At 72.3% G+C, this 21,432-nt stretch carries 21 protein-coding genes; 11 read left to right on the top strand and 10 right to left on the bottom strand.

Features of this window, described 5'->3' with window-relative positions; all coding sequences use genetic code 11:
- Positions 1-53: 53 nt before the first annotated feature.
- Entirely contained in the window at positions 54-728 is a 675-nt protein-coding gene (locus ACQPYE_RS31095) for an LmbU family transcriptional regulator (RefSeq protein ID WP_498716508.1), read from the top strand.
- Here the strand turns inward: ACQPYE_RS31095 and ACQPYE_RS31090 are convergent.
- The 4 genes from ACQPYE_RS31090 to ACQPYE_RS31075 form a co-directional block, all read right to left on the bottom strand.
- A complete protein-coding gene (locus tag ACQPYE_RS31090) occupies positions 697-1,155 on the bottom strand; it encodes a nuclear transport factor 2 family protein (protein ID WP_498716507.1) in 459 nt (152 codons plus the stop codon). The genes ACQPYE_RS31095 and ACQPYE_RS31090 overlap by 32 nt on opposite strands.
- Before the next feature lie 52 nt (positions 1,156-1,207).
- Positions 1,208-2,242: a hemolysin family protein gene (locus tag ACQPYE_RS31085; RefSeq protein ID WP_498716505.1), complete on the bottom strand. Its 1,035-nt coding sequence runs from the start codon at positions 2,240-2,242 to the stop codon at positions 1,208-1,210.
- Positions 2,239-3,588: a hemolysin family protein gene (locus ACQPYE_RS31080; RefSeq protein ID WP_498716504.1), complete on the bottom strand. Its 1,350-nt coding sequence runs from the start codon at positions 3,586-3,588 to the stop codon at positions 2,239-2,241. Before ACQPYE_RS31080 ends, ACQPYE_RS31085 begins: the two co-directional genes overlap by 4 nt.
- A 151-nt stretch (positions 3,589-3,739) precedes the next feature.
- Positions 3,740-4,780, bottom strand: a complete 1,041-nt coding sequence (locus ACQPYE_RS31075; protein WP_498716502.1) for a LacI family DNA-binding transcriptional regulator — start codon at positions 4,778-4,780, stop codon at positions 3,740-3,742.
- Positions 4,781-5,025: 245 nt separating this feature from the next.
- On the opposite strand from ACQPYE_RS31075, the gene ACQPYE_RS31070 reads away from it, so the two are divergent.
- From ACQPYE_RS31070 to ACQPYE_RS31060, 3 genes are read left to right on the top strand one after another with little or no spacing between them, the layout of a single operon-like run.
- Positions 5,026-6,165, top strand: a complete 1,140-nt coding sequence (locus ACQPYE_RS31070; protein WP_498716500.1) for a Gfo/Idh/MocA family protein — start codon at positions 5,026-5,028, stop codon at positions 6,163-6,165.
- Complete coding sequence (locus tag ACQPYE_RS31065) at positions 6,162-7,280, top strand: dihydrodipicolinate synthase family protein (protein WP_498716498.1); 1,119 nt, start codon at positions 6,162-6,164, stop codon at positions 7,278-7,280. Before ACQPYE_RS31070 ends, ACQPYE_RS31065 begins: the two co-directional genes overlap by 4 nt.
- Positions 7,277-8,110, top strand: coding sequence for a sugar phosphate isomerase/epimerase family protein (locus ACQPYE_RS31060; protein WP_498716496.1), 834 nt, complete (start codon positions 7,277-7,279; stop codon positions 8,108-8,110). The genes ACQPYE_RS31065 and ACQPYE_RS31060 overlap by 4 nt, the downstream gene beginning before the upstream one ends.
- On the opposite strand, the gene ACQPYE_RS31055 is transcribed toward ACQPYE_RS31060, so the two are convergent.
- Both ACQPYE_RS31055 and ACQPYE_RS31050 read right to left on the bottom strand, forming a co-directional pair.
- Complete coding sequence (locus ACQPYE_RS31055) at positions 8,107-9,474, bottom strand: Dyp-type peroxidase (protein WP_498716494.1); 1,368 nt, start codon at positions 9,472-9,474, stop codon at positions 8,107-8,109. The two genes, ACQPYE_RS31060 and ACQPYE_RS31055, sit on opposite strands and share 4 nt — an antisense overlap.
- Positions 9,475-9,574: 100 nt before the next feature.
- Complete coding sequence (locus ACQPYE_RS31050) at positions 9,575-10,162, bottom strand: SRPBCC family protein (RefSeq protein WP_498716492.1); 588 nt, start codon at positions 10,160-10,162, stop codon at positions 9,575-9,577.
- A 214-nt stretch (positions 10,163-10,376) separates the two neighbouring features.
- Here ACQPYE_RS31050 and ACQPYE_RS31045 point away from each other — a divergent pair, with 214 nt between their 5' ends.
- The gene (locus ACQPYE_RS31045) at positions 10,377-11,348 is read left to right on the top strand and encodes a quinone oxidoreductase family protein (RefSeq protein ID WP_498716491.1); all 972 of its coding nucleotides are present in this window, start codon (positions 10,377-10,379) and stop codon (positions 11,346-11,348) included.
- Positions 11,349-11,529: 181 nt separating this feature from the next.
- Positions 11,530-12,390: a PP2C family protein-serine/threonine phosphatase gene (locus ACQPYE_RS31040; protein WP_498716490.1), complete on the top strand. Its 861-nt coding sequence runs from the start codon at positions 11,530-11,532 to the stop codon at positions 12,388-12,390.
- A gap of 75 nt (positions 12,391-12,465) precedes the next feature.
- On the opposite strand, the gene ACQPYE_RS31035 is transcribed toward ACQPYE_RS31040, so the two are convergent.
- Positions 12,466-12,735 (bottom strand): hypothetical protein, encoded by a 270-nt coding sequence (locus ACQPYE_RS31035; protein WP_498716489.1) that lies wholly within the window; start codon positions 12,733-12,735, stop codon positions 12,466-12,468.
- A gap of 155 nt (positions 12,736-12,890) precedes the next feature.
- On the opposite strand from ACQPYE_RS31035, the gene ACQPYE_RS31030 reads away from it, so the two are divergent.
- Together ACQPYE_RS31030 and ACQPYE_RS31025 are read left to right on the top strand one after the other, a co-directional pair.
- Positions 12,891-13,766: a helix-turn-helix domain-containing protein gene (locus ACQPYE_RS31030; protein ID WP_498716487.1), complete on the top strand. Its 876-nt coding sequence runs from the start codon at positions 12,891-12,893 to the stop codon at positions 13,764-13,766.
- Positions 13,767-13,768: 2 nt separating this feature from the next.
- Positions 13,769-13,936 (top strand): DUF397 domain-containing protein, encoded by a 168-nt coding sequence (locus ACQPYE_RS31025; RefSeq protein ID WP_498723019.1) that lies wholly within the window; start codon positions 13,769-13,771, stop codon positions 13,934-13,936.
- 67 nt (positions 13,937-14,003) lie between these two features.
- On the opposite strand, the gene ACQPYE_RS31020 is transcribed toward ACQPYE_RS31025, so the two are convergent.
- The gene (locus ACQPYE_RS31020) at positions 14,004-15,044 is read right to left on the bottom strand and encodes a serine hydrolase (RefSeq protein WP_498716486.1); all 1,041 of its coding nucleotides are present in this window, start codon (positions 15,042-15,044) and stop codon (positions 14,004-14,006) included.
- 100 nt (positions 15,045-15,144) lie between these two features.
- Here ACQPYE_RS31020 and ACQPYE_RS31015 point away from each other — a divergent pair, with 100 nt between their 5' ends.
- Entirely contained in the window at positions 15,145-15,852 is a 708-nt protein-coding gene (locus ACQPYE_RS31015; RefSeq protein WP_498716484.1) for an SDR family oxidoreductase, read from the top strand.
- Here the strand turns inward: ACQPYE_RS31015 and ACQPYE_RS31010 are convergent.
- Complete coding sequence (locus ACQPYE_RS31010; protein WP_498716482.1) at positions 15,806-16,762, bottom strand: helix-turn-helix transcriptional regulator; 957 nt, start codon at positions 16,760-16,762, stop codon at positions 15,806-15,808. The genes ACQPYE_RS31015 and ACQPYE_RS31010 overlap by 47 nt on opposite strands.
- A 42-nt stretch (positions 16,763-16,804) precedes the next feature.
- Between ACQPYE_RS31010 and ACQPYE_RS31005 the strand changes: the two genes are divergently transcribed.
- Together ACQPYE_RS31005 and ACQPYE_RS31000 are read left to right on the top strand one after the other, a co-directional pair.
- Entirely contained in the window at positions 16,805-17,473 is a 669-nt protein-coding gene (locus ACQPYE_RS31005) for an alpha/beta fold hydrolase (protein ID WP_498716481.1), read from the top strand.
- A 9-nt stretch (positions 17,474-17,482) separates the two neighbouring features.
- Positions 17,483-18,214, top strand: coding sequence for a maleylpyruvate isomerase family mycothiol-dependent enzyme (locus tag ACQPYE_RS31000; RefSeq protein WP_498716479.1), 732 nt, complete (start codon positions 17,483-17,485; stop codon positions 18,212-18,214).
- A 283-nt stretch (positions 18,215-18,497) separates the two neighbouring features.
- Here ACQPYE_RS31000 and ACQPYE_RS30995 read toward each other — a convergent pair whose 3' ends face one another.
- On the bottom strand, positions 18,498-21,272 hold the full coding sequence (locus tag ACQPYE_RS30995; protein ID WP_498716478.1) for a glycoside hydrolase family 9 protein: 2,775 nt from the start codon (positions 21,270-21,272) through the stop codon (positions 18,498-18,500).
- Positions 21,273-21,432: the final 160 nt, after the last annotated feature.

Genomic DNA, 21,432 nt, shown 5'->3' with positions numbered 1-21,432 from the left:
CCCTGGGGTAGCAAGGACACCCACAAGCGGATCAGGGGGAGCAAGTGGACAAGGTGAACGCAGTGCCGCGCCGTCGTCCCGGCGGCGCGGTCGAAGGCCGGATCCTCACCACGCCGGTGGGGCTGGCGTTCCCGCGCGACGTCACGTTCGAGTCGTGGGAGCAGGCGGGGCAGCGGATCTCCCGCATCGCCAGTTCGTCGGCGTGGTACCTGGGCGACTGGCTGGTCTTCGGCCAGGACAGGTACACCGACAGGTACCGCCGGGCGGTCGAGGCGGTGGGGCTCGACTACCAGACGTTGCGCAACTACGCGTGGATCGCGCGCAAGTTCGAACCGCCGCGGCGGCGGCAGGGCCTGCCGTTCCAGCACCACGCCGAGGTCGCGGCGCTGCCGCCGGCCGAGCAGGACGAGTGGCTCGACCGGGCCCAGCGGGAGGGCTGGTCGCGCACGGCGCTGCGGCGGGCGTTGCGGGAGAGCCGCCACCCCGGATCGAGGTCGGAGCGGGTGGTGATGCCGCGGGTCAACGCGGGCAGCGACGCGGTGGACCGGTGGCGGCGCGCGGCGATGGCCGCCAACGCCGACTTCGAGGCGTGGATCGTGACGGCCCTCGACCGCGCCGCCGACCACGACCTCGAACTGGTCAGCGTGCCGCCGCTGACGGAGCCGCTGGAGGGGCCGGCGGCGGAGCGGGAGTACCTCAGCCTGCCCGCTGTGCGGCCAGCGTCATGATCTGCTGATTGCCCGCGGCCCACGTCGTGGTCATGGTGACCGCGTCGATGCGCCAGCCGCCCCCGGCGCGGACGAGGCCGAAGCGGTAGTGGCCGCCCAGGGTCCAGGTCGGGTCGCCGTGCGGGTTCGCCAGCACGTGCACGGCCTGGAACTGGGCGGTCACCACGGCCCGGTCGCCGTCGACGTCGACCAGGTGGTTGGCCACCAGGTGCTGGGTCGCGTCCAGGCCGCCGAGCCCGGCGCGCCACCCGGCGACGATGTCGGCGGCCCGGAGCCGGGCGGGCTCGCCGCCGGTGAGGCTGGTGTAGTCGAGGTCCACCTCGTCGGCGAACACGGTGAGCAGGGCGTCCCAGTCGCGGCGGTCGGCGAACCACGCCATGCGGGTGGTCGTCTCGACGATCTCGGCGCGGTCGTTCGTGGTGATCACGACGAAGACCTTAGGCGGCGCCGGCGCCGTGATCACGACGCCGGCGCCACCGTCACAGCTCGCGGCGGACGTGCGTGCCGTCGCGGACGGTGCCGACGTACTCCTCGACCAGGTCCTCCAGCGCCACCAGGCCGCGCACGACGCCGTCGGCCGACACGGCCTGCGCCAGGTGGCTCTGCGAGCGCCGCAGCGCCGCCACCGCGTCGTCCAGCGTCGCGTCCACCGGCACCCGGGGCAGGCCGCGCACCCGGCCCGGCGGCACCCGCGTGGCCGGGTCGGCGTGGGCCAGGTCCAGCACGTCCTTCACGTGCAGGTAGCCGATCAGCCGGTCGTCCTCGCGCACCGGGAACCGGGAGAAGCCGGTGGCCGACACGGCGGCCTCCACCTCCTCCATGGTCGGCCGCGACGGCACCGACGTGATCCGGTCCAACGGCACCAGCACGTCGGCCACGGTCCGCTCGGCCGACGACAGGGTCTTCGTCAGCCGCCGGTGCTCGGAGTCCTCCAGCAGGCCCTCCTGCCGCGACTGGCCGATCAGCAGGGCCAGCTCGTCCCGCGTGTAGGCCGACTCCAGCTCGTCCCTCGGCGTCACGCCGACGAGCTTCAGCACCGCCGTCGACACCACGGTGAACCCGCGCAGCAGCGGCGCGACCAGCCGGCAGAACCAGTAGTGCGCGGGCACCAGCAGCAGCGCGGTGCGCTCCGGACCGGCGATGGCCAGGTTCTTCGGCACCATCTCGCCCAGCACGGTGTGCAGCGCGACGACGATGATCAGCGCCACCGCGAACGCCACGCCGTGCCGCACCGCGTCCGGGACGCCGACGCCGTGGAACGGCGCCTCCAGCAACGCCGCCACCGCCGGCTCGCCCAGCGCGCCCAGGCCGAGCGAGCACAGCGTGATGCCGAGCTGCGCGCCCGCGATCAGCAGCGGCAGCTCGCGGCCCGCCTTGATCACGGTGCGGGCCCGGCCGCCACCCTGCTCGGCCAACGCCTCCAGCCGGTCGCGGCGGGCGGTGATGATGGCGAACTCGGCGCCCACGAAGAACGCGTTGCCCGCCAGCAGCAGGAAGATCACCAGCACGATCACCGGGACGACTCCACTCGGTCGGTCGCCGGGTCGGCCGCGGGGTCGACCCGGGCCACCCGCAGCTCCGCCACCCGGTGCCGGTCCATCTGCACCACGGTGATCCGCCAGTCGTCCACCCGGATCTCGTCACCCGCGTCGGGGATCCGGCCGAGCCGGGCCAGCACCAGGCCGGCCACGGTCTCGTAGTCGCCCTCGGGCATCCGGAACCCGGTCGCCTCGGCGACCTCGTCGTCGCGCAGCAGCCCGGACACCAGCCACGCCTCGCCGCCGAGCCGACGCACCGGCGAGGTCTCCCGCCGGTCGTGCTCGTCGCGCACGTCGCCGACGATCTCCTCGACCAGGTCCTCCAACGTGACCAGGCCCGCCGTGCCGCCGTACTCGTCGACGACCAGCGCCGTCTGCAGGCCCGAGGCGCGCAGCCGGTCCAGCAGCGCGTCGCCCTCCAACGTGGCGGGCACCGTCTGCACCGGCCTGGTCAGCGCGGACACCGGCGTGGTCGCCCGCTGCGACCGGGGCACCCCGAACACCTGCTTGACGTGCACGATGCCGCGCACCTCGTCCAGGTCGCCGGTGTAGACGGGGAAGCGGGAGAAGCCCGTCTCCCGCGCCTTCGCCACCAGGTCGAGCACGGTCGCGTCCGAGCGCAGCGACTCGACCCGCACGCGCGGCGTCATCAGCTCCTCCGCCGTGCGGTCGCCGAACCGCAGCGAGCGGTCCAGCAGGGTCGCCGTGCTCGGGTCGAGGGTGCCCTGCTCGGCGCTGGAGCGGATCAACGCGCCGAGCTCCTGCGGCGAGCGGGCCGACGCCAGCTCCTCCGCGGGCTCCACGCCGAGCCTGCGCACCAGCCAGTTCGCGGTGCCGTTGAGCAGGGTGATCAGCCACTTGAACACCGCGGAGAACCCGGCCTGCACGCCGGCGACGGCACGCGCGGTCTCCAGCGGCTTGGCGATGGCCAGGTTCTTCGGCACCAGCTCGCCGAACACCATCGACAGCGAGGTGGCCAGCGCGAGCGCCAGCGTCAACGCGATCGGCCCGGCCACCGCCGCGGGCACGCCGACGCCGGTCAGCGCGGGGGAGATCAGCTGGGCGATGGCGGGTTCGGCGATGTAACCGGTGATCAGCGTGGTGATGGTGATCGCCAGCTGCGCGCCGGAGAGCTGGAACGACAGGGACCGGTGCGCCTTCTCCACGGTCAGGGCCTTGGTGTCGCCCACCTGGGCGACGTGCGCCTCGACGGTGCTGCGCTCCAGCGCGGTCAGGGAGAACTCGGCGGCGACCGCGATGAACGTGCCGATGGTGAGGACCACCACGGCGACGAGGCCGAGCAGGCTGAGCAGGATGGTCATCGGGCCCACCGGTGGTGGGTCGGGCGGGGTCGGCAGCCGGGTATCGGACCCGGCTCGGTACTGCAGCCCGGGGACTGCGCGTCGCGCACGGAAGAGATCACTCCTCGTGAGGGGTGGTCGAACAACGTCCAGAATAGAGCGTAATCACCGGTCAGCGCAGTCCGATACCGCTGGGCGGTGACGTCGAGGCCCGCAGCACGACCTCGCCGGCCACCCGGATCGTGCGCGCGGAGGCGACCACGTCGTCCAGCACCAGCCGTGCCGCCCGTTCCCCCATCTCCTCCAGCGGCAGCCGCACGGTGCTCAGCGCGGGCACCAGGTCGCGCAGGGTGGGGATGTCGTCGAACCCGGCCACCGAGACGTCCTCCGGCACCCGCAGGCCGTGCTCGCGCAAGCCCGCCATCGCGCCGAGGGCCATCACGTCGTTCACGGCGAACACGCAGGTCGCGCCGGTGCGCGCGGCGATCAGGTCGGCCACGGCGGCGTGCCCGCCGTCCCGGGTGAAGCCGCTGGCGATGACGTTCGCGTCGGGCAGTTCCAGCCCCTCGTCGGCCAGCCCGGCCTTGAACCCGGCCAGCCGGTCGCGCGCCACCAGCAGGTCCGGCGGGCCGGCCAGCACGGCGAACCGGCGGTGGCCGAGCGCGGCCAGCCGGCGGGCCAGCGCGCGGGCGCCGGAGCGGTTCGCGGGCACCACGGTGTCCGTGCCGAGCTTGGCCTGGGAGACGCACGCCACCCGGCCGCCCTGCGCGGTGAACGCGGTGATCTCCTCGGCGAGCAGCCGGGACGCCGACCGGTCGGTGGTGCGGCTGCCCGCGATCACCAGGGCGCGGGCCCGGTGCGCGCGCAGCGTGTTGACCAGCTCCACCTCGCGGCGGGGGTCGCGGCCCGTGGTGCCGAGCACCACGACCAGCCCGGCGTCCTCGGCGATCCTCGTCACACCGGCGGCGATGCTGGAGAAGTAGGGGTCGGCGATGTCGTGCACCACCAGGCCCACCAGCACGCTGGAGTTGCGCGCCAGCGCCTGCGCCGAGGCGTTGGGCAGGTAGCCGAGCCTGCGCGCGGTGCCGAGGACCCGTTCGCGCAGCTCCTCGCTGACCTGCCGGGTGCTGCCGTTGAGCACGCGTGACGCGGTGGCGAGCGACACGCCCGCGTGCTTCGCCACTTCCGCCAGCGTGACCTGCCGCGACGTCAACGCCGCCTCCTTCGCGTTCCTGGTCGGGCGAGACTAGCCGTTGCCGGGCGCCGGCCGGGGACGAGTTCACCGAGTGGGGCGACCGGCCGTGGTCAGCCGGGATCCTCGTCGAAGCGGCGCGGGCGTGTCGACCACCGGCCGGAGGCCACCGGCCGGTCGCCGGCCCACGCGGAGGTTGACGTCCACGAGGGGCCGACCGTAGCGTATTGGAAAGCGCTTTCCACGAATGTGAGCGGGGTGTACGCATGGCGGTGCGCACGATCGGCGTCGCGTTGAACGGGGTCACGGGGCGGATGGGGTACCGACAGCACCTCGTCCGGTCGATCCTGGCCCTCCGCGAGCGCGGCGGCATCCAGGTCGGTGACGACGTGCTGGTCCCCGAGCCGCTGCTGGTCGGCCGCAACCCCGCCAAGCTCAAGGAGATCGCCGAGCGGCACGACCTGGCGCGCTGGACCACCGACCTCGACGCGGCGCTCGGCGACCCGGACGTGTCGGTCTACTTCGACGCGCAGGTGACGTCGGCGCACGTGTCGGCGTTGACCGCGGCGATCGACGCGGGCAAGCACGTCTACAGCGAGAAGCCGGTCGCGGCCACGCCCGAGGAGGTGCTGGGCCTGGCCCGGCACGCCGACGCGGCGGGCGTGAGGCACGGCGTGGTGGCCGACAAGCTCTACCTGCCGGGCATCCGCAAGCTCAAGCGCCTGCTGGACGGCGGCTTCTTCGGCCGCGTGCTGTCCGTGCGCGGCGAGTTCGGCTACTGGGTGTTCGAGGGCGACTGGCAGGCCGCGCAGCGCCCGTCGTGGAACTACCGCGCCGAGGACGGCGGCGGGATCGTGGTGGACATGTTCTGCCACTGGAGCTACCTGCTGGAGGGGCTGCTCGGCCCGGTGGAGGCGGTGACCGCGCGGGCCGTCACGCACGTGCCGACCAGGTGGGACGAGAACGGCGCGCCGTACGAGGCGACGGCCGACGACGCGGCGTACGCGATCTTCGAGATGGCCGGCGGCGTGGTGGCGCAGGTGAACTCGTCGTGGGCGACCCGGGTGAACCGCGACGAGCTGGTCGAGTTCCAAGTGGACGGCACGCTGGGCAGCGCGGTGGCCGGGCTGCGCAACTGCAAGGTGCAGTCGCGGGCGATCACGCCCAAGCCGGTGTGGGACCCGGACGTGCCGTCGTCGATCGACTTCCGGTCCCTGTGGCAGGAGGTCCCGGACAACGAGGTGTTCGACAACGGGTTCATGGTGCAGTGGGAGGAGTTCCTCAAGCACGTCGCCGTCGGGACGCCGTACTCGCACGACTTCCACTCCGGCGTGCGCACGGTGCGGCTGGCCGCGCTGGGCCTGGAGTCCTCGCGCACCGGCCGTCGGATCGAGGTGCCGGCGTGACGTCGGTGGTGCTGCCCGGCCGGGACGGCGCGTTCCGCGAGCACCGGTTGGGTGAGCCGAAGGCGTGGGAGACCGGGCCGTTCGAGTCGCGGGTGGCGTTCGCGGCGGCGCACGTGGTGGCCGACCCGTTCGCCGGCAACGTCCCCGGCGCGCCCGCGGTGCTCGACTGGGACGCCACGCTGGCGTACCGGACGCGGTTGTGGGAGCACGGGTTCGGCGTCGCGGAGGCGATGGACACCGCGCAGCGCGGCATGGGCCTGGACTGGGGCACGGCGCTGGAGCTGATCCGGCGCAGCGCGTCGATCGCGTCCGGGAGGCTGGCGGCGGGCGTCGGCACCGACCACGACACCGCCGACCCGCTGACGGCGTACCGGGAGCAGCTGGCGGCCGTCGTGGAGGCGGGCGCGCAACCGATCCTGATGTGCAGCCGGAAGCTGGCCGCCGCCGCGCGCGGGCCCGAGGACTACCAGGAGGTGTACGGGGCCCTGCTGGAGGAAGTCGACCAGCCGGTGGTCCTGCACTGGCTGGGCCCGGCGTTCGACCCGGCGCTGGAGGGCTACTGGGGCTCGTCGGACGTGCCGACGGCGACCGGGCACTTCCTCGACCTCATCAAGGCGTACCCGGACAAGGTCGACGGCGTGAAGGTGTCGCTGCTGGACGCCTCGCACGAGGTGGGCTTGCGGCGGTCGCTGCCGGCGGGCGTGCGGTGCTACACCGGCGACGACTTCCACTACCCGGAGCTGATCGCGGGCGACGAGCTCGGGCACAGCGACGCGTTGCTGGGCATCTTCGACGCCATCGCGCCGGCCGCGTCCACCGCGTTGCGGGCCTTGGACGCGGGCGACCGCGCCCGGTACGACGAGGTGCTGGAGCCGACGGTCGCGCTGTCCCGGCACATCTTCGGCGCGCCGACGTACCACTACAAGACGGGTGTGGTGTTCCTGGCCTGGCTCGGCGGGTTCCAAGACGCGTTCGGCATGGTCGGCGGTCTCCAGTCGGCCCGGGACGTGGTGCACCTGGGGGAGGCGTTGCGGCTGGCGGACCTGGCCGGGCTGCTGCCGGACCCGGACCTCGCCGCCCGGCGGTGGGGACGACTGCTGGACGTGCTGACGTGAGGCTCTCGCTGAACCAGGCCACGGTGAAGCGGGCGTCCGTGCCCGAGGTGGTCGACGTGTGCGTGCGCAACGGCATCCCGGGGATCGGGCTGTGGCGCGACCCGGTGGCCGAGCACGGGCTGGCGCGGACGGCCGCGCTGGTCGCGTCGGCCGGGCTGGAGGTCTCGTCGCTGTGCCGCGGCGGGTTCTTCACCGGGTCCGACCAGCGGCTGGACGACAACCGGCGGGCGATCGACGAGACCGCCGCGCTGGGCGCGCGGTGCCTGGTGCTGGTGCCCGGCGGCGTGCCCGACCGCGACCTCGTCGCGGCCAGGGGACGGGTAGCGACGGCGCTGGAGGTGCTGGCGCCGTACGCGGAGTCGGCCGGCGTGCGGTTGGCGGTGGAGGCCATGCACCCGGTGTTCTGCGCCGACCGGGGCGTGGTGTCGACGTTGGGGCAGGCGCTGGAGCTGGCCGCGCCATACCCGTCGTCGGTGGTCGGGGTGGTCGTGGACGCCCTGCACGTGTGGTGGGACCCGGCGTTGGCGGCCGACGTCCGGCGGGCCGGCCCGCGCATCCACTCCTACCAGGTGTGCGACTGGGTGACGCCGCTGCCGGCCGACGTGCTGCTGGGCCGCGGCCTGCCCGGTGACGGGCACATCGACCTGGTCGGGCTGACCTCGCTCGTCGCGGAGACCGGGTACGACGGGTTCGTGGAGGTCGAGGTGTTCAACGAGGAGGTGTGGTCGCGGCCGTTCGACGCGGTCGCGGCGGACCTGGTGCGGCGGCACGCGACGGGCTGGGAGCCGGTCGTGGACGGCGGCCACGACCGACTCCCCGTCACCCCTTAACGGGGCAGCTCGCGACCCGCGGCGAGCAGTCTGAGGGTGCTGACCGACGGCGTCAGCGCGTAGAGGGCGCCGGTGGTCCGCACGAAGCCGCCGCCGATCACGGCGTCGACGCCGGTGGGCGCGCCGCGCTCGCCCGGCGCGAAGTCCGGGTTGAGCGCCCACGTTCGCTGGACGTGCTCGAACTGCTCCGCCAACGACGTGCAGTGGGCCACGAACACCAGGCCGCGCTCGTCGTCGGTCGACCCGGTGGCGGCGGGTCCCGTTCCAGCGGGTCCTGTTCCGGTGGCCTCTGCTTCGGCGGGGCCGAACGGGATGCCCCGGCGCAGGATCCGGTGCTCCCGGGGCGTCCGGTGCGCGAACGACCGCGGGTTCGTCTTGCGGATGTGGGCCGGGCACGGTGTCGCCGTGCCCGCCGGGTCGTCGGCGTAGTCGAAGTCGTTGGCGTGGCCGGAGTCGGGGCCCGCGGCCAGCGGGCGGCCGTCCGGGCGCCTGCCGATCAGCTCCGGCCCCCGGCCGTGCCGCTCCACGGCGTCCCGCCAGCCGTCGACGTCCTGGGTGAGGCGGCGGACCACCTGGATCGAGCCGTCGGCCAGCCACGCGGCGGCGTGCGGGCGGGCCGACTCGGTCGGGTGGCCGAACACGAACTCGCCCGCGTTCACCAGCAGCGTCCCCGGCCGCCCGGCGCGGTGACCCGGCCGTTCGCGGTCCTCGTGGTGGAAGCCGCGCACGCCGGGCTGCGACACGCCGTCCTTGTAACCGAAGTGCTCGCGCCCGCGCCGGTCACCCGGCAGCGTGGCGGCGTGCTGCTCGTGGACCGTCGTGACGCCGAGCAGGGTGTCGAGCACGTCGAGGTCGCGCGCGGTCCCGGCCACCCGGTCCGGGTCGTCGGACGCGACCGTGACCACGGCGTGCACCCGCTGGTCCGCGCGGCCGAACAGCCAGTGCGCGGGCGCCGAGTCGCCGGTGTCGCCGTTGGCCCGCGCCGCTTGTTCGGCGGTGTGCGGGAAGTGCTCCCGGAGGTCCTCCCGGGTCGCGTCGGGGTTGACGCTCAGGTCGATCAGGCACTCGGGCGTGAGGGACACGTTCGCCCAGGTGGCCCTGAGCCCGGCGGGGTCGCCGCCGGACATCGTGCGCCCGAGGGAGAAGACCTCGTTGAAGTCCTCCACGTCGGAGGTGACGTCGAGGTGCCCGAGCATGGCGGCCAGCCACGTGCGCCCGAGCCGGTCGTCGGTGAAGCGGACGAACCGGAACAGCTGGTGGTCCTTGTTGAACGCGGCCAGGACGTTGCCCTGGATGTCGTGGGACCGGCGCAGCGGAGGAGGCACTTCCCGCCGTCGTGCGCGCTGGTGCAGCAGGTCGGTCATCGTCCACCCCCCTGCTTACAGGAGGCGCACGTCGCGCTCCGGATACACCCGGGAACGGATTGTCAGCGCGCGGCTCGTCGGCGGCGCGGCCGACGACGGGTCACGAGCGCCGTGACGCCGCGTCGCGCGTGCCGATCACGGACCGGATCGGCGCCGGCGCCCGGTACAGCTCGCCGCCCGCCGTCCTGGTGTTGGGGCGTCCCTTGCCGGTGTCGATCAGCTCGCGCAGGCTGGTGCCGACGTAGAAGCCCCACGACTTCGAGCAGAGGTCGAAGCACTCGTACTCGGGCACCAGGCCGAAGTGGGTGAAGTGCAGCCGCGCGCCGTCGGCCGTCCGGGAGATGTCGAAGACCAGCTCCGTGCCGGTCCACTCGGTGCGGTCCTGGGTGAAGCTGAAGTAGTTCTCCAGCACCCGCCAGACGACCTTCTCGCCCGGCACGACCTCGGTCAGCTCGACCGTGCAGCGGTGGTTGTCGAAGTAGTGGTAGGTGAACCGGTCGCCGACCTCGGTAGTGCCGCCGTCGATGTGCTCCGACCACCACCCCCTGGTGTCGACGACGGCGGCGAACACCTCCTCGGGCGTCCGGTTCGTCGAGATGGTCGTGCTGAAGTCCTGGCCGTCCATGAGCTCTCCCGAGTGCGCGTGGTGGTGGGCGGTGGTCACGACGGGCGTCGAGCGTGCCGCCATGGTCGCACCGCACCTGACGGACGTGCAACCCGTAAGTTGCGCTCAAGGGCCCGAAGTGTTGTAAGTGATCTACGTCACTTTCTGTTTACCGCCGTCACACCCATCGTGAGCAGCAATAATGGGGGGTAACGCCACGGCTGATTGCGAAGAGAATTCGGATACGCGGGGACATTTGCCCCCGTCCAACTTCGTGGTCAGCGAAAGGGTGAACGCAGTGCGCGCAACCGTAGTGCACCACCAAGGCGGTCCCGAGCAGTTGACGTTCGGCGAGTGGGCGACCCCGGCGCCCGGTCCGGGCGAGGTGCTCATCGACGTGGCCGCCGCCGGCGTCAACTTCCACGACATCGACCAGCGGATCGGGTTGTTCCCGCGCGACCTGCCGTACGTCCCCGGCCTGGAGTGCTCGGGGACCGTGGCGGCCGTCGGCTCCGGCGTCACCGGGGTCGCCGTCGGCGACCTCGTCGCGAGCCTCGTCTTCGGCCCGACCGGCTCCTACGCCGAGCAGGTCGTGGTGTCCGTCGACAGCGTCGTGCCGGTGATCGACGGCGTGAGCGCCGAGCAGGCCGCCGCGGTGCTGCTGCAGGGCCTGAGCGCCCACTACCTCACCGGGTCGTGCTACCCGGTGAGCCCCGGCGAGACCGTTCTCGTCCACGCGGCGGCGGGCGGGTTAGGGCGGTTGCTCACGCAGGTGGCCCGGCTCCGGGGCGCGCGGGTCATCGGCACCGTGTCCACCGCCGAGAAGGAAGAGGTGGCACGGGCGGCGGGCGCCCACGAGGTGATCCGGTACACGGAGGTCGACTTCGCGGCCGCCGCGAGGGAGCTGACCGGCGGCCGGGGCGTGGACGTCATCTACGACGGCGTCGGCCACGACACCATCGACGGCGACCTCGCCGCCCTGCGCTCGCGCGGCACCATCGTCCTCTACGGGCAGACCAGCGGCCCCATCACGTCCATCGACATGCGGGCGGGCAAGCCCGGCTCGCCCCGCCTGGTCATGCCGATGATCCCGGACTACATCGCCACCCGCGAGGAGCTGATGGGCCGGGCGGACGACCTGTTCGCCTGGGTGCGCGACGGCGCCGTGACCGTCCACATCGGGCACAAGTACCCGCTGGCCGAGGCCGGCACCGCGCACGCGGACCTGGAGAAGCGCGCCTCGACGGGCAAGCTGCTGCTGATCCCTTGAGCGAGGGGCCGCCGACCGCCGTGCCGCCGCCTGCCCGGCGGGACGGCGGGCGGTCGCACCGTGTGCCCGTATCACCCGGCTGGGTGGTGCGCGTGGCACTGACAGGTGTTTCCCGTGCGGTGGTGGGGATTTCGGCTCTACGGTCACGCCCGAGCGGTCGTCGCCGCGAGAGGATCCGCCCATGACCACGTCAGCCGGTATCCCGGTGGTGTCCTCCACCCGCGTCCAGGTGGGCGCGGCGACCTCCCGAGGGCCCGACCGCCCGCTCAACGCCGATGCCCACGCCCACCACTCCTACCGCGGCACGTTCGCGGCGGCGGTGGTGGACGGCACCGGCTCGACACCCGGGGTCGTGGACTTCGCCCACGTCGCCGCGTCCGTCGCCGCCCGCGTCGCCACTCGTGCGACGCCCGTGCTCGGCGTCGTCGCAGCCTCGGCCCCCTACGCCGACCACGATGATGACGACAGCCCCGAGCCCAACGGTGCGATCGTCGTGGCGTCGGTGCGGTCGGGCGGGTACTGGCGCATCGCCCACGCCGGCGACAGCTCCGCCTACGGCCTCAAGGACGACGGAACCCTGCGCCGCTTCACGACCCCGCACACCCTCGGCGAGGAGATGCGGAGCCAAGGCGCCACCGACGCCGAAGCCGCCGCCCACGATCACAAGTTGCGGCACAACCTGGGCCGGGTCCCGCTCTACGGCGTCGAGGGCTTCGAGGCCGTCGCCCGGCTGCTGGTCCTCGCTTCCGACGGTCTCAAGCTGCCGCACGAGGAGTTCCGCGGGCTGCTCCTCGCCCACGGCGACGACCCGCAGCGCTGCGCCGGGGAACTGGTCGCCGCGGCCCGCGCGCACGGCAGCCGTGACGACGTCACGGCCCTGGTCATCCCCCACCCCGACCGCCCTGCGACCGCTCATGGCACGGACGAGAGGAACAACCATGTCGAACGCCGACCAGAAGAACCCGCCGGACCCGCGGAACCCGCCGCCGGACGAGAGCCCGACGCAGACCCTGCCCACGGTGCCGTCGAAGTAGTCGCCTGACGCGCCGGACGGCGTGTCACGCCACGCCGTCCGACGCCGACTCACCGACCGCGTCCGGCCGGGTGCCGCTGCTCGTCACCGGTCGAGCCAGAGCAGGTGGGCCCGACGCGTCCCGGCCGACCGCGAGCTGATCTCGAACAGGGTGCGCGCGTTCTCAGGGCTCCGGGAGCTGAGGTGGAAACCGCCTTCCACGGCGCTGACCTCCGCCCGGTCCTCGAAGGCGACGCCGTAGCCCGCCACCCGGACGCTCTCCCGATCGCCGTGCTCCTCCACGATGGCGAACAGCCGCGGTGCTTCCTCCCGTGCGACTTCCTGCACCAGCACGGCGAACTCCTGCTCGGTCATGTCGCTCCTCCCGCCCCACCGGTCCAGCCGGTGGTGATTACGCTGCGTCATCGATACCGTGACTGCCCGCAAGGCTGCCGACCTCCGACGTGGAACGCAAAAAACGCAGAGAGAGGCCTTGCGTTCGCCGTGCAGCACCGAGGAGGACGGACATCGTGGCCGCGAAGAGGAGCACGCCGACCATCAGGTTGCGCAGGTTGGCCGGTCAGCTCAGGAGGCTCCGCGACGGCACCGGCCTGCGCCGCGAGGACGTGGAGGAGCGGACCGGCCTGCACTCCACCACCCTCTACCGCATCGAAACCGCCCGTGCCCGCCCGCAGTACCGGACCTTGGACATGCTGCTCAAGCTGTACGGGATCCCGACCGACGAGCAGATCCGCTTGAAGGCGCTGTACAAGCAGTCGGCGGGGGAGGGCTGGATCCAGCCCTGGCACGAGAGCCTGCGCGAGGAGTACACGGCCTACATCAGCTTCGAGCGTGACGCACACGGCCTCCGCCACTACTCGGCCATGTTCATCCCCGGCTTGCTCCAGACCGAGGACTACACCCGCGCGGTGGTCCGCGGGATTTCGTATGCGGCATCCCCTGATCAGGTCGAAGACCGGGTGCGCACCAGGATGGAGCGACAGGCGGTCCTGACCAAGGAGCGGCCGATCAAGCTCTGGGCGATCCTCGACGAGGCTGCGCTGCACCACGAGGTCGGGGGTCGGGACGTCATGCGGGCGCAGCTCGACCGCTTGGTGGAAGCGGCCGAGGTGTCGAACACGACGATCCAGGTGGTCCCGTTCAGCGCGGGCGCGCACCTCGGGATGCCGGGTCAGTTCCTCATCCTGGACTTCGATGATCCACTGGACACCGACTTGGTCTACATCGACAGCCATGCGGGTGAGATATTTTTGGAGTCCGACACCGACATCGAGCGCTTCCGGGACAGCTTCGACCACCTGGTCGCGGTGGCCAAGAGCCCTGACGACTCGGTCGAGCTGATCGCCGGGATCGCCGACAGTCATGGACGGAGGAAGTTCGGGTGATCATGGCCTGGCGCAAGAGCAGCTACAGCGGGGAAGGCGAATCCTGCGTCGAAGTCGCGCCGGTCGGTGAGGGGGTCGCCACGCGTGACTCCAAGAACCCCACCGGGCCGACGCTGTCGTTCCCGACAGGGGAGTGGCGGAAGTTCCTGGCCGGGCTCAAGAACTCCTGACCACACGGCGGAGCCCGCCTCCGGCGGCACCGGGGGCGGGCTCCGCCGTGATCGGCCGTTCTCGTGGTCAGCCGCCGTTGCCGGGGCGGTACTGCGGGGTGCGGTAGGTGCGCGGGGTGTTCGCGGTGATGCGGAGGACCGAGTCGTACAGCGTGCGGCCGAGGGCGGCGCGGGCGCGCAGGGCCGGGTGGGTGGCCCCGTAGTTGTCCGCGTTCACCGCCTGGTTGCCGCTGTACTGGCCGGACGCGAACAGCGCGTAGGTGATGATCGGCTTGCCGTTCACGTCGAACACGATGCCCGCCTCGTTGCGGCCGTCGGCCTCCCAGCCCGCCTTCGTCGCCACGTTCAGCCGCTCCGCCGAGGTCAGGTTGAGCCTGATCCCGTCGGTGAACGACGTCAGCGACCGCAGCACCGCGAACAGGTGCTGCGTCGACGCCGCCGACAGCAGCTCACCCGCCGCCAGCCCGCGCAGCATCGTGAACGTCTCGCGGGCCGTGGTGGTGCCGAGGTAGAACCGGTTCGGGTTGGCCACCGGGACGACCTGCGTGTGCACGAAGCCCTTGGCGCGCAGGATCTCGTTCAGCTCCAGCGCGGGCACGACCAGGCCGCACAGGCGCACCGCGGTGTTGTCCGACACGGTGAGGAGGTTGGCCAGGGCGTGGCCCACGGTCACCGAGCTCGGGTAGCCGCCGTCCAGGTGGAAGATGCCGTCGGTGTCCCGGATGACGATGTCCGAGGTGACCTCGACCCGCTGGTCCAGCGTGATCAGGCCGCGGTCGACCTTGTCCAGCACGGCCAGCGCGACGGCGATCTTGTTCACGCTGTAGGCCTCGACCACGCGATCGGCCTCGGCCTCGACGGCCGGCTTGACCACGCCGTCCGGGTCGGCCACGCCGATGTAGGACGACCACGTGCCCCGCGCCCGCGCCGTCTCCCACGCGTACTTGAGCGAGATCTTGCGACACGCCTGCTCGGCCGTCGTCGGGATCACCGCGTCCCACTCCGCCTCGGTCGTCTGGGCCTGCGCGGTCCCGGCGGTCGAACCGAGGACGGCGCTCGCCGCCGCCGCCGAGCCCAGCCCCAGCGCGAACCTGCGGTTGATGTTCATGTGCCCCCAATCAGTGGATACCCCCCTTAAGACGCCACAGGCCGCTCTTATGTTGCTCCGATCCGGTGAATCCCGTCTGACCAGCGGTAACCTGCGACCCATGGGAACAGGGGTATTCCTGGTGACGGGCGCCAGCCGGGGCATCGGCGCGGCGACCGCCCGCCTGGCCGCCGAGGCGGGGTACCGGCTGGTCCTCACGGCCCGGGACGCCGACGCGCTGGCGGAGCTCGCCGCCCGGCTCGGCGGACCCGACCGGGTGTGGGTGGCCTCGTGCGACGTGCGGGTGTACGAGCAGCTCGCGGCCCTGGTGGGGCGGGTCGAGGAGGAGTGGGGGAGCCTCGACGTGGTGTTCGCCAACGCGGGCGCCAGCGTGACCACGTCGTTCACCTCGACCGACGGCGCGCCGCCCGCCGAGTGGAGCGACATGGTGCTGACCAACGTGTGCGGCCCCGCGTTCACGGCGCGCGCGGCGATGCCCGCTTTGATGCGCCACGCCGGACACCTGGTGCTGACCGGGTCGGCGGCCGGGCGCGGTGTGCGGCCGGGGAACCTCTACTCGGCCACCAAGTGGGCGGTGACGGGGCTCGCGCAGGCGATCCGGGCCGAGTGCGTCGGCACGGGCGTCCGCGTCACGCTGGTGCAGCCCGGCCTGACCGACACCGGCGGCATCCCGGCGTCGCGCGCGGCCGACCCGAAGCTCGACCCGCAGGACGTGGCCCGCGCCGTGCTGTACGCGGTGAGCCAGCCGCCCTCGGTGGACGTCAACGAGATCCTGATCCGCCCGGTGGGTCAGGACGCCTACCGGTGAGCCCGGAGCCGACCGAGCGCAGCGCCGCGAGGACCTCGGGCGAGGCGTCGAGCGCGTAGGGCGCGCCGAGCAGCAGCAGGTCCGCGGCCACGTGCTCGATCACGTCCGAGCCCAACCGCACCCGGCACGTCCGCTCGTCGATCGGCTCGACCCGACCCGGCAGCGCCACCACCAGCCGTGACCGGACCACGGCCGCCGGCGCGTCGACCACCGCCGTGCACGTGTGCCGGTACGGCGCGGTGGTCAGCGAGCGGGCCACGTGCGTGGCCGGGTCCTCGGGCAGCTCACGGGGCGTGAAGCGGCGGCCGGTGGCGCGCGGCGCGCCCATCCGGTCCACCCGGAACGTCCGCCAGTCCTCCCGCGCCGGGTCGTAGGCCAGCAGGTACCAGCGCCGGTACGCGGTCACCAGGCTGCGCGGCTCCACCCGCCGCTCCCGCCCCCGGTGCGTGAACGCGACCACCTCGTGGTCCCGGCACGCCGACGCCAGCACGCCCAGCGCCGCCGGGTCGGACACCGGGCCGTCGACCGCCATGACCGCGATGGCGTCCCGCACCGCCGCGATCCGCTGCCGCAGCCGGGACGGCAACACCTGCTCCAGCTTCGCCAACGCCCTGGTGGACGACTCCTCGATGCCGTGCACGCCCGCCGCCGTGCGCAGGCCGACGGTCACCGCCACCGCCTCGTCGTCGTCCAGCAGCAGCGGCGGCAGGTTGCGGCCCGACGCGAGCCGGTAGCCGCCCGCGGCGCCCGTCGTGCCGTCGACCGGGTAGCCCAGCTCGCGCAGCCGTTCGACGTCGCGGCGCACCGTCCGGTCCGTGACGCCGAGCCGTTCGGCCAGCTCCGGTCCCGTCCAGTCGCGCCTGCCCTGCATCAGCGACAGCAGGCGCAGCATCCTCCCCGGCATCGTCATCACGGACACCTTATGTCCTGAAGGGCTCCTAGCGTGGTGCCCATGACGACCTACGTGCTCATCCCCGGCGCCTGCCACGGCGGCTGGTACTACGACCCGATCTCCGAACGGCTGCGTGCCGAGGGCCACGAGGTGCACGCGGTCACGTTGAGCACCGGGCGGGTGAACCTGGAGGACCACGTGGCCGAGGTGCTGGACCTGGTCGAGCGGCACGACGTGCGTGACGCCGTGCTCGTCGGGCACAGCTACGGCGGCATGGTGATCACCGTCGTCGCCGACCGCGTGCCGGACCGGGTCGCCTCGCTGGTGTACGTGGACGCGTTCGTGCCGCGTGACGGCGAGTCGGCGTACGACATCGTGCACGGCGCCTGGCGCGAGTGGTACGTCGGAGGCGCGGCGGGGGACGGGTTCGCCATGGCTCCGCTGCCGATCTTCGACGAGCGCGCGACGCCCCACCCGCTGGCCACGTTGGTGCAGCGGGCGTCGATCAGCGGCGCCGTCGACCGGGTGGCCGATCGCCGGTACCTGTTCATGGCCGACTTCCCGGACAGCCCGCTGGCCACCACCTACGAACGGCTGCGCGACGACCCGGGGTGGCGGGTCGAGGCGTGGCCCGCCGGCCACAACGTGCTGCGTGACGCGCCGGAGCGGTTCTTGGCGGTGTTGAAGTCCGCAAGCGGGAATAACAGTGTGATCGATCGTGCGCCCTAGCGTGGACGGATGAAGGTCCACGACATGCTCGTTGAAGAGCGGCGGCGGATGGCGGACCTCCTCGACGGGTTGGACCCCGGCCAACTGGCCACGCCCAGCCTGTCCGCGGGGTGGACCGTGCACGACGTCGGCGCGCATCTGACCACTTACCTCAGGTTCGGGCAGCTCAAGATCTACTGGTGCATCGTGTCCATGGCCGCCGACTTCGACCGGCTCAACCGGGAGCTGACCGCCAAGGCCGCCCGGCTGCCGACCGCGGAGCTCACCGCCCGGCTGCGCCGGTGGTCGACGTCGAAGACCACCATCCCGCGCTCGGGCTACGACCCCGTGCTGACCGACATCGTGCTGCACGACTACGACATCCGCGTGCCGCTGGGCATCGGGCGCGACGTGCCGGAGGACCGGCTCTGGGTGGCGTTCCAGCACCTGGCCGCCAAGCCGTCGCCGGGGTACGCGCTGGGCTCGCGGTTGGCGGGGCTGCGGCTGGAGGCCGTGGACACCGGTTGGGTGTCGGGCGCCGGCGCGGCGGTGCGGGGTGACGCCGAGTCGCTGGTGCTGGCGATGAGCGGCCGTGCCGTGGGGCTGGACGCGTTGGAGGGCGACGGGGTGCCGCTGCTGCGCGAACGCGTCGCCACCCCGCCGCCGCGCGGAACGCTGGAGCGGCTGAAGGCCGTGGTCAAGGTCGTGCTCGACCCACCACCCCCGAACCGCCGCTCCCGCAACGCCTCCACCAACTCGTGAGTCGTACCTCCAGCACGCGAGAGTCCTACGTTCACGCTTCGTGAGTCCTACGTTCGCGACCCCTGAGTTCAACATTCGGCAGACCAGCCGGTATGCCGAGCGTTGAACTCGGGGTGCCTGAACGTAGGACTCTCGCGGCCTGAGCGTAGGACTCTCGCGGGGTGAAGGTAGGACTCTCGCGGGGTGAAGGTAGGACTCTCGGAAAAGGCGGTGGCGGGGTTCGTGGGAACCCCGCCACCGGTCGTGCGGCGGTCCGTGGTGCCGGACCGCCCGTCCTACGAGGTCACCCCGCCGTGCAGGGGTTCCCGTTCACCCGGAAGTCGGTCGGCTTGGCCGTCGAACCCGACCCTGAGGAGTTGAAGCCGATGCCCGCCGACGCGCCGGGCGCCAGCGTGCGGTTCCACGACAGGTTCGTCGCGGACGCCGCCTGACCCGACTGCGCCCACGTCGCCGACCAGCCCTGCGTGATCTTCTGGTTGCCCGGCATGGTGAACTCGAGCTTCCAGCCGTTCCACGCCTGGGCGCTGGTGTTCGTCACGGTGATGTTGACCGACATGCCGGTCGACCACGAGGACGCCTGCCAGGTCACCTTGCAGTAGCCCGCCACCACGTCCGGCTTGGTCCGCACGCTCGCCTGCGGCGACATGGCCGACCGCAGGTTCACGCCGTTCTTCGCCACCACGGTGAAGCTGTACGCCGTGTCCGGCCGCAGCCCGGTCAGCGTCGCCGACGGCGAGGTGACCGTGGCGACCACGCGCAGCGCGTCGCCCTCGACGGAGATGACGTCGTACTCCTTGACGCCGCTCTCCGCGTCGGTGGACGCCGTCCACGTCAGCTTCGCGCCCGTCGTGGTGATGTCCGACGCCACCGGGGTGCCCGGCGTCGACGGCGCGGTGGTGTCGACCGGCGGGGCGGTCGTGACCTTCTCGGCCGCCCAGTTGGCGATCCACGCGAGCGCGGAGTTCCAGTTGACCGTGACCTCGTTGACCGAGTACGCCTCGATGTGGTCCACGAAGCACTTCTGGGCCTTGCAGCCCGTGAGCAGGCGCGCGGCGATCGGGTCCTGAAGCGCGCTGTTCGGGCCACCGGAGAGCGCGCCCGCGGGCGCGGTCGGCAGCGTCGGGTCGAGCTGGTTCGCCCAGTGCCGGTGGTGCACGTTCTCGACCGCCTGCTCGCCGTAGCCCGAGACGTACGAGTACGACATCGGGTTGCGGCCGAGCAGGTAGTTCAGGCCCTGGAACACACCCGCGCGGTACTTGGCCGCGCCGGTGAAGTCGTGCGCCAGCGCGAGCACCGAGATGTTGTTCGCGACCAGGCCGTTGGAGCCCCAGTCGTAGCCCTCGGTCGGCTGGTACGGCGCGGGGTACGCCTGGCCCGCCATCCGGGTCAGGAGCGAGTCCGCGACCGCGGTGAACGCCGACTTGATCGCCGAGACGTCCGCGGCCGGCAGGCCGTTGGGCACGAGCGCCAGCGTGATGTCGCCCAGCGGACCGGTGGAACCCCAGTCGTAGCCGCGCGTGGTCACGCTCTTGCCCTTGAAGTGCGTCGACGACGTGAGGTCGGTCCGGTAGGCGGACTCACCGGTGGTGGTGAACATCTCCGCCGCGGCCCAGTAGAACTCGTCGGTCAGCGTGGCGTCGCTGTAGGAGCCGCCGCCGGTGCCGTCGTTCGGGTCGGCGATCTTGTTCGGGTTCGCCTTCGCCGCCGCGTACGCCTTGGTGGCCGCCGCGAGCGCCTTCGCCGAGAACGCCGGGTCGATCGTCTTCCAGATGCGGGCGGCCTGGGCCGCCACCGCGGCGGTGTTCAGCGTCGCGGCCGTGCTGGTCGCGGACAGCCTGCGGGCCTGCGGGTCCAGGTGGGGCAGCAGGGGCAGCCCGGTCCAGTTCTGGTCGTGGATCTTGTGGTGGACCATGCCGTCGGGCGCCTGCATCTTCAGCAGGAACTCGACCTCCCAGCGGGCCTCGTCCAGGATGTCCGGGACGCCGTTGGCCTTCTCCGGGATGTTCAGCTTGCCGTCGCCCAGCGCGGCGGCGTCGCCGATCAGCTTCGCGCGCTCGTAGGTGTTGAGCACCTGCCACGCCGAGATGCCGCCGTTGACGACGTACTTGCCGTGGTCGCCCGCGTCGTACCAACCACCGCGCACGTCGAGCGTGTAACCGCAGGTGACGGTCGCGAGGCAGGGGACGTTGTTGTCACCCTGGTTCGGCGCGACGTTGAGGTGGCCGGCGGGGCGCGCGTACTGCTCGCCCACGTACTGCGCCTCGATCGGGATGCCGCTGCGGTTGTGGTAGAAGTACGCCAGCGAGTCGTACCGCAGCTTCTTGATCTCGTCCGTCGCGATGTCGAACGGGAAGCTCGTCTCCGCGCCCACGGTCAGCGTGTAGCCGGCGCCCGCGGTGTCGAACGACGAGAAGTCGATCAGGTGCGTGGAGTCGCCCGACTCGGGGTCCACGGAGCCCTTCGGCACGGTCTGGCCGGTCGCCACGGTCGTGCCGGCCGAGTTCTTCAGCGCCCACGTCTGAGCGGTCAGCGCGTCCGAGGTCAGCGTGGCCTGCTTGGGCAGACCGGGCACGTAGGCGACCTGGTTGACGTTGATCTTCTTCGGGGGGTTGGCCGGGTCGCCGCCCGGCGGCTTCACGCCGCCGATGAGGGAGACGTTGTCCACGCAGACCGTCGTGTCCGCCGCCTGCGCGCCCAGGTGGAAGGTGACCTGCCCGGGCCCCGCGTCCGGGAAGTCCAGCTCCGAGGTGAACGTGAAGCTGAAGCGCTGCTTCGTCGTGGTCAGCGCGACGTCGTGCTTGGCGATCTGCCGGTACGGGCTGACACCCTCACCGGCCACCGCCGCCGCCGGCCTGGCGACCGAGGCGTAGGCGTCGAAGGACATCGTGTAGGACTGGCCCGCTTCGAACGGCACGCCGTTCTGGCCGATCAGGGAGTCCCACGGGTTGACGGTGCCGCCGGTGACCGTGGCGCACAGCTCGCCGTTCGTGACGCGGTTCGACACGCCCGCGCTGGCCCACCACGGGTCGGCCGAGCCGGCGCTGAACGAGCCGTTCACCAGCCTTTCGTAGTCGGCCGCGTAGGCCGTTCCGGACGCTAGCGCGCCGCTGACCGCCACTAGTGCGAGGGCTGCGGTGGCCTGGCGGCGCCACCGGGGAGAAGGGAGCGATCTCATGGACTTGGGTCTCCTCCGTCTGCTCTGACGGTTGACGACGCTT

The organism is Actinosynnema sp. CA-299493, assembly GCF_050946825.1.
GTDB lineage: Bacteria > Actinomycetota > Actinomycetes > Mycobacteriales > Pseudonocardiaceae > Actinosynnema.
The sequence above is the reverse complement of the archived record's forward strand: the minus strand, read 5'-3'. Positions and strand labels throughout refer to the sequence as shown.